The following is a 12,382-nucleotide window of genomic DNA, read 5'->3' as shown; positions in this document are numbered from 1 at the left end:
CACAATAATTTGGACTTGATCCTGCCACCAACCAACTTCTTTGCCGCGAATACTTCAGATGGAGACTTTGATGGCGATGGAGCAGACGATGAAGAATTTGACGATACCGACGCATTTGAGTCTATTCTTGATGAATCCCTTACTGTTCTGCCGGAGCGAACACTAAGATGGCATTATAGGAGTCGCCATGAACACCTGATTGCTTTCTCAAACGCCAAAATTTACAATCATAATCACATTTCCTTCTCACATTGATAAAGTTCCTGACCACGGAGTCGAGTATATTTATGTTGAGAATGGAGTTTATGATCGTGGCGGTAAGAAATGTAACGTAAAAGAGGCAACACGTGTGGCTGAATTGGTTTATGAGCATTTCCGCAACTACCCTGAAAGATCCCTAGGAGTTGTCACTTTTAGTGAAGCCCAACAACAGGCCGTTGAAACAGCAATCCGTCAATTGCGTCTTCAAAATCAGGAATTTGAAAAATTCTTCAATGAAGATAAAGAAGAAGCGTTTTTCATAAAAAACCTTGAGAACGTGCAGGGGGATGAACGCGATACCATTATCTTCAGCATTGGTTATGCAAAAGATTCAAATGGCAATATGTATATGAACTTCGGGCCTTTAAGCAGATCCGGCGGCTATCGTCGGTTGAATGTTGCAATAACTCGAGCTAAATATAATGTTAAACTTGTTGGATCGATCCGGCCAACAGATATTAAATTGGAGAGCACGAATGCTGAAGGTGTAAAGATGTTACGATCTTATATAGAATTTGCAATGAATGGGCCCGATGCAATTCTTAATGAGCTGACATATTCCGATTCGGTTAACGTTGACTCTCCATTTGAAGAGTCTGTGTATGACTTCTTAGTAAAGAATGGATTTATGGTTGCTACTCAAGTTGGTTGCTCCGGATATCGAATCGATCTTGCCGTTAAACATCCTACGTTAAGTGGCAGGTTCGTCCTTGGAATAGAATGTGATGGAGCTACATACCACTCTGCTAGAACGGCTAGAGAACGTGACAGGTTGCGTCAGACCATCTTGGAGGACATTGGTTGGAAAATCTATCGTATATGGTCAACTGACTGGATTAAAGATCCTATTACAGAAGGTCGTAAATTACTGGATGCTGTCAACAATGCCATAAGCGAGTACAAGGAAAGCAATGTTAATTCTGGATCAATGCATAAGTTTCAAAGCGAGCAAACGATTGGTATCGAAATTATAGAGAACCCCACGGATCTTGGCGAACATACTTACGATAACCCTTATTCCTTTGACTACTATGAAGAAGCTAATGTCTATGAGGTTAAACGTTATTCCGATGATACGACTTATCTTAAGAACGTGATTAAGTATGTTGTCGAAAAGGAATACCCAATCCATTTTGAATTGCTGTGCAAAAGAGTAGCCGGGCTGTTTGGCAATCAAAAGGTAACAGTAAAAGTGAGAGATTCAGTTAACTATGTAATCAGTAAATACCTTACCGATCAGTTGATGAGAAAGGGTGATTTCCTTTGGATTAAGGGAGCTGAAAACATAAAAGCCAGGGTTCCGCTTTCAAATGACGTTGGAGTAAGATCAATCAATCATATTTCCAAAGAAGAGATCGCTGAGGCAATGCTACAAATAGTTAGTAAAAGTTTTGGAATCACTACAAACGACCTTTATTCAGTTACAGCTCGGGTATTCGGATTCAGCAGAACGGGCAGCAATATTAGCAATGCAATGCAACAAGCTTGCGATTATCTCGTTGAATCAGGGGTTGTTAAAAATCTTAATGGAAAGATCGTTCTTTAGCTGTTGATATTTCTAACCACAAATTGCTAGGAGGGTTTATTTTGGAGCAATTAATCGAAGTTCTTCAAGAAATTAGAGACGGTATTTACTCAATCAACACAAACATTGAAGATTTAAAAGCATCTGTTGAGGAATTGAAGGGACAAGGTCTTTATAATTCAATATCAGATGTATACGATAAGTTGGAATCATTAGCAAGTGATATCAAAGGCAATGGCCTATATGATAGTCTTAGTGATGTTTGTAATAAATTGGATGAGATCTCTACTATACTAAATTCGATAGATACTAATACGATGTGAGATTATAAATATTGTTTGGAACCATTTTTACAAAATCACGTAAACTAATCGAACAATTTTCAACCGTTAAACAATCATGCTGAACCTTTTAAAAATGAAAACCCAGTTTGACCAAGACGCGTTCTAACGGAACGGTTGAAGGAGCGAGCCCGTCTATTGGATGACATTAAAACTGGTATACAGTGTGGCACCGCCCCGTACACCATCAGAGATATTTCTTATTCAGAGTCAGAAAAGGCAAAAATCCAATAACTACGCGGGTTTTCTAACCGCCACGTATACCGAAAACGCAGAAAAGAGACCTAATATTGTTTAAACCAAAAGTTTGCCGTTTATTAAACCAAAAGATTGCCGAAAATTCGCTGAAAAAAGAATAAATAGAGCGAATTCTGCTTGTTTATTCAAGAATATTTTTGCCGAAAGTTCATTATTAAATCAAATGGTTGCCGGAAGTGCATTCCTACTTTAATTCTAGTTTGTATTAAATGAGGACAAGTTCAGGAGCTTTTTGACAAGTTTTATTGGGTGTGTCGTTAATCTGAGGCTTGAGTTATAACGTTATATTCTTTAATCTTCTCGCGGTAATAATCCATTAGTTCACGTTTAAAAGTTACATGAGAAGAGCCCATGAGTCTTTTTAACATTGATTTTGATGGCACTGCATTATTTTCCCTAAAAAAGTCATCTATCACTTTCTCCATTAGATTTTTCTGCATTTGTAAATTTTCAATTTTCTGAGCCTCTCTAAACTTCCTAAACTTCGTTGATAGAAACTTTGCCTCTTTGGGAAAGCTCTTCCGTAAATAAGATTCTTCTACATTTAGTTCTCTTGAAATACTTTTAAAAGATCGTGGGGGATAACAAGTGTAATATTTCTGTAATTTCTCCCTTACTAAAACCTTGTCTATTTTTGACCATTTATTTTCAATCATGAAATATTTTTTAAAGTCATGTAATGAATCATTAGAATCTCTTCCGTTTTGGGTAAATTCCCCTCCTGTACAGATATCAACCAATTTTACGCCTAATATGTAACAAAACCATAACAATAAATTGAAATGTGGTGCAGCGGCACCTCTGCAATAAGCATTTAATTGCCTTCTTTTATTCTCTATGAGTAACACTCTCGAAAATACTCTATCATTATTTTCACAATACTTCTCCCGAAACATTTTTAGTGAATTACATATTGAAGTTGTGTCAACAAACTCTTTCTCACAAACTAACATACTCCCTAAACTTTCACTTAACCATTCTTGAAATAATTGTTCTTCCTCTGACATTGTTGCTTGATTTTCAATATTGGTAATAAGAGAATTAAAACAATAAATACAATGAGAAATCATTGAACGATGATGTATAATCGGTATCTCCCTAAAGCATTTGGGACAACTGGTTTGAAGTAAAGTCTTATGAACAGGACATATTTTTAATAGATTAATCGACCATATTAAAGGATCGTAAATAGGTACCCCTGCTTCTTTCCACTCCGAATAGCATTGAGAACACCAATGTTTATACCTTTTAACAATGCTTTTATTTCTCGGGATAAAAACCCATTTGTTTAGGTTCATTTCTTCAATGTCTGAACGTAAAGTTAATTTTTTAATTGCTTTCTCCATTTCTAAGCTAATTGAACCAAAACCGTTAATTGAAGTAGCGTCTTTATAGAAAGTACTCATTACTTTATTTGAATGATAGGAATAAATGCGTGGCACACCAAAATTCAAAGAACATTCGTAAGAAACCAGAGTCCCAACTTCAATGCAATGAGCCTCTGATAACCGGGTTATATAACTAATTAAACCTTCTTTCATAAAACTACCTAATCCTCTTGGTTCTAACGGATAAAGCCGGCTTCTTGTGGATAGTATATAATTTATTTTTTCATCATCTTCTAAAAAACCGCTGAATGCCATATTAACCTCCACTAAACCAACATTGATTTCACCAACCCCATGAACCTCTCATACAGCATCCACATCGGATTCCATTTCTGTTCTTTTAACTCTTCCACCAGTAACATCACGTTTGGGATTACGTTTTCCTGGTTTCCTCTTCTTCGAGTTATTTTTATCGTTCTTATCTTTAGTAAAGGATTGATCTTCTGTTTCTTCATTTTCTTGCAAAGAATTCCTGTTCGCCATTAATAAGCTGTATAGTAATTTTTTCTTCTCATCACTTTCTTCCAATTTCATTTCTCCTTCTCGTGCTTCACGAATCATTTTGATACACTGGTCAAGAGAAAGAGCATATTCTTGAAAATCATCAATGTCTAACGTTTTTTTCCCTTTTAATAACTTCATTTCAAGTGTTTTTGTTAACCAATCTTTAAGTGTACCAATACAGCCGATACTTCGCTCATAAAAAAAATCGGTATAGCTCACAAGATCTGGTTCAACCTCTAAAGGCATGTTTTTTTGAAACATATAAAGGGTATTTTCAAACCACTCCATATGCTGCTTATTTTCCATTTGATAACGTTGGAAATGAACATCATCACTCCGCCGCGATAATTGACCGCTTAAATTTGTAAACTGAAGCAGTTCATAAGTTCCAATTAAAACAATTGGAGTGTTTGATAGTGATGCCAGTGATTTTATGGAATCCATCTGGTTCCTTAGCTTTCTTCCACTTGCCATCTTCATCATATGTTGGGCTTCATCTATAATTAGTGCAATGGGACGGCGATTTTTTAATGTTGATTCAACTGCTTTCCTAAACTTGCGATTCGGATCTTGAACTCTTAAATTTGAAAATTCGCCCCGATCATATATTGCTTCATAATCGATTTTATGTTCGATAGCTATTTCTCTCAGCTGTTCAAGCAGTCGAATGTAAAAGTCTTTCCAGTCAAAAATGCCGTTGTCAGGAGATGGTGCCTCTAGCGCTGCAAAAGGTATTCTGCCTTTATCCGTTTCAAGAAGGGGCAACATTCTTTCGACAATCGTCCTTTTAAGTTTATTAAATATGGTTGTTTTGCCCACCCCAGTCGGGCCGTATAAAAACTGAATAGATCGATTTGAGGGATTGAAAATATTGTCACTAATTTTAGTGTAAGCTTCCATTAACAATGGATGCCCTACTGTATAGTTTTTAAAGTAGTCCACTTTAGCTTGGATCGATTGATGAAGCAGATTCTCGGGAAACCCCAATATTTTTTCATGCTCCTCTGGCTTAGTCATCACTTCGCTCATGTTAAAACTCCCCGAAATTTTTATATTTAAGATGCTGATCCTGAGAGTACTCAGTGTTACGATCTGCAATCATTTTATCCTTTGAATATACTTTAAATGTCTTTGAAGTTGAGAAATCTTGTTTCTTATTTGTCGATCGGTAACTGTTATGTTTGCCTGCCTTACCACCCTCGAGTACAGAAAATGTGCTTTTTACTTCACTATCCCGTAGACGTTGAAGCATCAAACTTTCATCAGTTTCGGCAGATTTAAGGAATTCAGCAACTTTCGCAGCAGAAATACTGACTTCCTGCCCACGAAGCCTCATTCTACGTTTCAATTCCTCTAATGCCTGCTGAATTTCCCGCTCTGTACGATCAACAAATATGCTGTAGTACTCGGAATTCATATACACCCATGTGTTACGAAGATAAGCGTACGCTACCCCCATGTTAAAGGGATCATATCTAACAGGAATTTGTTTTCCTGCATATTCAGGATCAAGCAAGCTTTCAGACCAATAATAAATATGATTTATTTTCACACCTCTACCTGGGTCAAGTTTGGCCGTCCCTTTTCTAGTCGATGGAAGTGTGAGCATTATAAACGTTTCATCGTATGCCACATATGTGGATTTACGTTTGCCCAAATTAGCTATTCCCGTTAAAAATTCATCTCTAGGGGATCTGCCTAATGCCGGATGTTCAATGGTGTCATAGACCTCATATGCCCATTCTTTTAGCCTCTCTAAGAATTTTCCAAATGTCCAAACAGCATTCTTCTTGGGGTTCACCGCCGCAGTTACTTGTCTAACGTTTTTCATTACTTGCGTATTTCCGAGCAAGTTATCGATAAACATGGTATTTGTGGTTCCAAATAACCGTTCAACCACTGCCCCATATTTGGGTTTACCTTCTCGAACCGTTTTACCGATGTTGTAAAATGCGAGAAGGGTTTCGAAATAAGTGCTTCCGAATTCTTTACCACCGTCTACCACAATATTTTTGGGCAATCTGGAATGCCTTTGCACACATTCCCTCAACACCATCATAATCGAACGATACCCTGGCTCATCAAAAGTTAAATAAAGGGCTAGGATTCTTCGAGTGAAGGCGTCCACCAAAAAGGTAACCCAAGGACGCCCTAAGTTTTTTCCGGTTTTAGAGCAAATTAATTCTATATCCAATTGCGTATGATCCAAGTGACAAATTTCAAAGGGGTACTGCCCGTGTCGAGGTGTAGTGAAATGAAGCTCTAAATATCTTGGTTCCTTCTGATAGGCCGCTTTTTTCCCTTCTCTTTTGAGAGTATATTCATAATCAGAACGTCTTTTTATTTGATTTAAAAAGCTTTGGAAGCTGGGTATTTGATAACCCTTTTCTTTACACTCTGTTATTAATAGTTTCCAAACAGTAAATGCTTTTCGGTTAACGATCGTTTCAAGACTTTCTTCAATGTATTTATCCATTAAGTCAATAACTTCTTTCGAAAATCTTCTCTCATGATTACCTGGTTTCCCATTCCTTAACAGACCGACATAACCATAACCATACAACTGTTCTGCTCTCTTATATTTGGAAACCCAGTCACGAAGCGTTCGTTCCGAAACGTCTATACTAGAAGCTGAGTAACCATCCAAAATGGGTTTTATCTTTTGATACCTGTAATTAGCCTTGGCCAATTCGCTTTCTGAAGCACTTCTCAATATATCAATGGCTTCTAGTTTTTTTTGTTCTTGGGAATTCGTTAATCCTGTTATTTTTCCCTTTTGAATTAATAATTGGAATTGGTCACGGGGCAGCTCAATTTCTTTATTACTATCTTGAGCAAGAAGGGAAATGGTTGTTTCCCCATTATTAAGTATCAAAAAGGATCTCCCATCCCATTGAATGGTGGCTCCCGGGAAAACTTCCAAGTTCACGACCGGAAGCGGCTTAATTCCCGAATCAGCGTCTAAAAATGAGTACGCAATGGCCATTTCTTTATTCGGGTATAATTTAGCCCGATCCGTCTCTATAATCCGAACTTTATTTAAATCAAAATATAAAACATCACTTACAATAAGTTTATAAATGTCATCGGAGGTATAACCGGTTTGATCATCCAAGAGCTCCTTTAAAGAAATTCCTGGATTCTCGGCCACTTTACTAATTAACATCTCTTTTGCATTAGCATCCATTATATTCGGTTCCGAAAGCAAATAATCTTCCAGAAATCGAATGTTGCTCAAATACACCCAGTTTATATCCTTCGATGATCGGACTCGGAATGACAATCCAACATTTATCGCATATTCTTCAGCCGGCGGCATATACCAAGTACCATCTTCTGCCCGAACATAAAGATAAGGTTTTTCTACACTTAACTTGATAAGATCCTCTTCTCGCTTCCATTCTTCCCAACCAATAAAATCTTCACTAATAACGAAAAAGTCCGGGGTATACAGGTGTCCACGATTTTTTCCATCAACTTGATACCGAATCGTGAATGACGGTGGCTGATCATAATATTCATAGACATTGGGATCGTGCTCTTTCTCATAGATAGCGGCCAGTTCAACAGTATGACTTTCAAATTGTATCGTTACTCCCATTTTTCTACTGGGATAAACTCCTGGGGTATTGCCGCGGCCGCTGTTTACTCGACGTGAAGGTTCAGAAGAACGAATAGTCTCAATAATTTTACGTGCTTCGGGACTAAGCCCTTTTCTAATAAATAGATTCACCAAATGTGCTGGAAGCATTGTTACCCCCCCACTCAATCGGTAAAACATGTTTGTAAAAAAAACTACGGCTGACCAATTAACTAACGTATATTTCCAAATCCTCTGTCGAACTTACTACACTATCCTGCCCGGTAGTTGAATAACTCTCCGGCCAGTCTAAAACATTATTTTCTAATCTAAAGCTTTATTTTTCAGTCTAATTCTTTGATTTTCCTTATAAACCTACTCACCGTCCCTTAACCCGAACGCATCGCGGATTGCCGCGCGCTGCAAGCGGTGAAATGTCTGCGCTAGGTTTTCGGGTGTGTGGGGTTGGCGCTTCTCCAGCCACCATTGCACCAGCGCGATCTGCGCCCCCGCCAGATAGTTTGCCAGCACGTCGAACGGGATGGTGCTGTCGGCTTCGGAAAAGGCTGCACGCAGGCTAGCTTCGATTTGCTGCTTGCTCCAGTCACGGATTCTCCGCAGGATCAGCAGACTATCCTTTCCCTGAAAAATTCGATGCAACAGCGCTCGCGCGTCTTCAAGATGCCTGTATGCCGATATCATCCCCGGTGGCGCTTCAGGCGACAGCAGTTCTTTACGGGAGAGAGGGTAGAGTGGGAACTCGCTGACGATGGTTTCGTGGCAGCTAATGAATAATTCGTCTTTGCTGTTGTAGTGCAGATAAAAGGTGGTACGCCCGACGTTGGCGCGATCCACTATGTCCTGAATCGTGATCGCATCATATCCACGTTTGCTGATCAGTTCGATCAGCGCCTTTTGTAGCAGTTCGCGCGTTCGATGTACCCGCCGGTCAGTCTTCTTCATGAAAAATCCTCCTCAGATAAGCAATCGTACTCTCCGCGTGCGGGCAGAGTGCCGAGGGTGAAGTTTCTAAACAATTCGCTCAACTGTTCATAAACGAACAAAGCCCGCGCTTTGATTATTGACGTTCATCCGCGAAACGTGGCATTCTGTGCATGGAACGTCTCAAATTATATTATACTTATAACTTATACTCTGGGAGGAACAACCATGTTGCAAACTCTAGGGGGGCCCGACCGCGGATCGACCACCAGCACACCACGCTGGGTGAAGGTGTTTGGGATCATCGTCATCGTCCTGCTCCTGTTGTTTGTCATCCTGCACCTCACCGGCGGTGGCTTTAGTGGCCACAGACCGCCCATAGAACACGGGGGGCATCAGCCATGACCATGACACCCCACCTCCGCAAGTTCGCGCTCACTGCGCATGTCACTTTCTCGGTCAGCTGGCTCGGCGCGGTCGCTGGTTTCCTAACTCTCTCTGTCGCCGGTCTGACCAGCCAGGATGCTCAGATGGTGCGAGCCGCCTATCTTGCGATGGAGTTGACCGCCTCGTACGTCATCGTCCCGTTGAGCCTCGCCTCGCTGCTAACCGGGCTTGTCCAGTCACTAGGTACCAAGTGGGGGTTGTTCCGGCACTATTGGATTCTGGCGAAACTTCTGATAACCATCCTTTCCACCATCGTCTTGCTGGTGCATATGCAGCCAATTAGCTACATGGCAGAGGTAGCGGCAGAGACGACATTGTCCAGTGCCGATCTCCGCCAGCTGCGAATCCAACTCGTGGCCAACGCCGGTGCCGCCCTGCTGGCGTTGCTCGTGGCCACGACGCTGTCGGTGTACAAGCCGCGGGGCATGACCCCGTACGGGCGGCGTATGCAGCACGAGCCCTCAATGAGAAAATTATTATTACAACGCGCGACAGAAGAGGATACGCACATGGCTGACCCGTTCTCTTACCCCGACTCCAACGGCGACACCAGCGACGACATCGGTGTAGGGCCCGACCGCGGATCAACCAGTACACCACGCTGGGTGAAGGTGTTTGGGATCATCGTCATCGTCCTGGTCCTACTGTTTGTCATCCTGCATCTCACCGGCGGTGGTCTTGGTGGCCACACACCGCCCTCATGAGCTTTGCCACAGGATCCATGCTCATCACGCACTTGGAGTTGCGAACCGATGGATGGCGTTCAACCCGAGAAAGGAAATGAAACGCTGTACGTCATTCGGGAAATCTTTCAGCGGTACCATTCTGGCCGCTCAAAACCTGAAAAGCGGTTCCGCCGAGGAATTGAAGAAGCTCATCGCGCCGATCATCGAACTGGGTTTTCCGATCATCGGCATCGTGACGGACGGGCAACAGTCCATCCGGATGGCCATGGAGTCAGACGCATGACCGGGTTACGAAGCTGGAATGAATACATTCCAGCGGCGAAACGGACGTGTTTGTCGACTATGCACTCCAGCTAGAAGATATTGAGAAAAGGCTCCAAAGCGTTGATTACCAGTCATTTCAAGCTGAACGCCAACGTTGGGCCTTTCGATTGTCGGAAGGGGCCAAACGAAGACGATTCAGAAGCAATTCCGAATAAAACCTTCAAAAAAAGGAAAACATGTATTGTATGTTAATTGGTCAGTCGTAGAAAAAAACGAACTGATGTTTGTAACATTATACCAAACATCAGTTCTTATATAAAGCTTATCGTTTGAATATTGTGGAAGTGCGTTGCTTTCTACTTCTGAAGTTTGGCTCGATTATATTATCGTAATTACTCTAATAGGTATTACGATCCTTCTTCAGCAATCAGTTTTTTAAAGTGTCCCTTGACTTCCTGCTCTCTAAAAACAGCTGGCTTATTTAAATACCGTTCCAGTCTGTTCATACTTGGTACCCGCCCATATGATAAAGCAAGTCTAAACACTGTGGTTACTTCCCGATTAATCTTATCTAATCGTTTCCTTTTTTGATTATTTAGGTATTGTTTTCTCTTTGCTGCCTGTGTTTTGCATAGTGACGGAAAATGGTTGTACAATGTTTTTTTGTTGCCTCCGACTACATCAGCCATGGCCTGTACATGGAGATATCCTGTCGACATGTCCCTTACTACATTCTTCACTAATTTTTGAATCTCAAATAGAGGCCTTTTAGTTATTTTTACATTCGTCTTTTTAATTCTCTTTGAAAATATAACGGGAAAATGATCGCGCTTATTATAACCTTTATAAAAATCAACAATGTCAATTCCGTACTTATTGCAAATACGAATTACCTCAGAGATTGGAAGAAGATTTTTACCTCTAAACCAACCCCAAAAGGTCGTTTTGGGTACACCTAATTTTCGTGCTGAATGCGCTACGCTTGAATTCTCATCAGTAACAATATTTCTTAAAGAAGTAATTATGCCGTCCTTAACCGGTACGCTAATGTTCTTTAGCAATCGTTCCACCATCATTGCCTTGATGCGGGATTCATGATCAAGTATATTTAGATTACTTGTTCTTCCCTTCCCCAGCCAAGTATTACAGTGTGAACAAAAACCCGGAGAACTTCGACGATCCATTACTAGATTTCTTCTTGAACAATTTGGACAGCGCTCCACTAACAAAGTATTATGCTTTCTGCAAACAGAAACTGCTTTAATTAACCAAATTAATGGCTCATACACAGGTGAATTTGTATTCACCATATCCTCAAAACAAACCGGACACCATGCTTTGTTTGTTCTTAACAGGCCGCGTTGAGGGATGACGTTAGCGAACCTAAGCAATGTCAAAAATTCTAGATTAGAATTACCGGTTAATTCGTTTAGCATAATTGAAAACTCTTTAGCGCCGGTAGATACTCCATTAATCATATGGGCTGAATCATAGAACCCATTACCACCTCGTTTGGAAATTTCATGTAAGTAATGTTTGTTAAGATATGGTGTGAATACATCAGCGAAAATTTTTCCGATTGTCGTTCGATGCTCCACCGCTAATCTAGCTATATAACCAGAAAGACTTTCTACCATAGAAGTCCCTATCCCGATGGGCTTAAGCGAAAAGAGTTTAGAAGTATTTTGAATACCTAAATCGACTTCTTCGCACCAGCTTTGAAAGTTAATATATGCCCTCATCGCCGGAATCCCCTATAAAATTCTTACTTGTCACTGTCTTTGTGTATTTCCTTTTGACATTTTTGAAGCATTCAATAGCTTCATAATAATCCGTTAACCTCTTACCTTCATAAGGTGTAATAATAACCATTCTGCAAAGTTCCCCGGACTCTGAGTTGCCAATTATAATTGATGACGTGTCCTCCGGTTGATACAAAATCGTCAGATTCTTGTCCCCCTGAAATGAATGGCTGAACCATTGTTCTTTTATTGCTCGTCGGCAAGTATAGATCCTGTTGTTAAATACAATTCCTGCAGGCGTAATTGATGCCATCCCGGTGTTATACAATTTTCCCACCCACAATCATTATCAATATTTCGATATTTATATAATAATTTATCGTATTAGTGATATTAATGATAACTTTATGGTTGGGGTACCAATAATTAGGGCTTGCTGAACGG

The 12,382-nt window shown here is 40.4% G+C and carries 10 protein-coding genes; 5 read left to right on the top strand and 5 right to left on the bottom strand.

Features of this window, described 5'->3' with window-relative positions:
• From ABEV74_RS03985 to ABEV74_RS03975, 3 genes are all read left to right on the top strand, one after another.
• On the top strand, positions 1-255 hold a 255-nt coding region (locus ABEV74_RS03985; RefSeq protein ID WP_430143569.1), incomplete at its 5' end, for a hypothetical protein.
• 94 nt (positions 256-349) lie between these two features.
• Entirely contained in the window at positions 350-1,807 is a 1,458-nt protein-coding gene (locus tag ABEV74_RS03980; protein WP_430143568.1) for a DUF3320 domain-containing protein, read from the top strand.
• 41 nt (positions 1,808-1,848) lie between these two features.
• Positions 1,849-2,109, top strand: a complete 261-nt coding sequence (locus tag ABEV74_RS03975; protein WP_430143566.1) for a hypothetical protein — start codon at positions 1,849-1,851, stop codon at positions 2,107-2,109.
• 533 nt (positions 2,110-2,642) lie between these two features.
• On the opposite strand, the gene ABEV74_RS03970 is transcribed toward ABEV74_RS03975, so the two are convergent.
• From ABEV74_RS03970 to ABEV74_RS03955, 4 genes are all read right to left on the bottom strand, one after another.
• Positions 2,643-4,028: a TniQ family protein gene (locus tag ABEV74_RS03970; protein ID WP_430095509.1), complete on the bottom strand. Its 1,386-nt coding sequence runs from the start codon at positions 4,026-4,028 to the stop codon at positions 2,643-2,645.
• 48 nt (positions 4,029-4,076) lie between these two features.
• Positions 4,077-5,306 carry an AAA family ATPase gene (locus ABEV74_RS03965; RefSeq protein ID WP_430095507.1) on the bottom strand — a complete coding sequence of 410 codons (1,230 nt, stop codon included), beginning with the start codon at positions 5,304-5,306 and terminating at the stop codon, positions 4,077-4,079.
• A gap of 1 nt (position 5,307) precedes the next feature.
• The gene (locus ABEV74_RS03960) at positions 5,308-8,028 is read right to left on the bottom strand and encodes a TnsA endonuclease N-terminal domain-containing protein (RefSeq protein WP_430095505.1); all 2,721 of its coding nucleotides are present in this window, start codon (positions 8,026-8,028) and stop codon (positions 5,308-5,310) included.
• Positions 8,029-8,232: 204 nt separating this feature from the next.
• A complete protein-coding gene (locus ABEV74_RS03955) occupies positions 8,233-8,820 on the bottom strand; it encodes a TetR/AcrR family transcriptional regulator (RefSeq protein ID WP_430095503.1) in 588 nt (195 codons plus the stop codon).
• Positions 8,821-9,200: 380 nt separating this feature from the next.
• On the opposite strand from ABEV74_RS03955, the gene ABEV74_RS03950 reads away from it, so the two are divergent.
• Entirely contained in the window at positions 9,201-9,950 is a 750-nt protein-coding gene (locus ABEV74_RS03950; protein WP_430095501.1) for a hypothetical protein, read from the top strand.
• 76 nt (positions 9,951-10,026) lie between these two features.
• Positions 10,027-10,215 carry a hypothetical protein gene (locus ABEV74_RS03945; RefSeq protein ID WP_430143565.1) on the top strand — a complete coding sequence of 63 codons (189 nt, stop codon included), beginning with the start codon at positions 10,027-10,029 and terminating at the stop codon, positions 10,213-10,215.
• Positions 10,216-10,603: 388 nt separating this feature from the next.
• Here ABEV74_RS03945 and ABEV74_RS03940 read toward each other — a convergent pair whose 3' ends face one another.
• On the bottom strand, positions 10,604-11,938 hold the full coding sequence (locus tag ABEV74_RS03940; RefSeq protein ID WP_430103542.1) for a helix-turn-helix domain-containing protein: 1,335 nt from the start codon (positions 11,936-11,938) through the stop codon (positions 10,604-10,606).
• Positions 11,939-12,382 lie beyond the last annotated feature (444 nt).

Origin of the sequence: Paenibacillus cisolokensis (genome assembly GCF_050481165.1) — a bacterium.
GTDB classification, from domain to species: domain Bacteria; phylum Bacillota; class Bacilli; order Paenibacillales; family Paenibacillaceae; genus Paenibacillus_AH; species Paenibacillus_AH cisolokensis.
The sequence above is the reverse complement of the archived record's forward strand: the minus strand, read 5'-3'. Positions and strand labels throughout refer to the sequence as shown.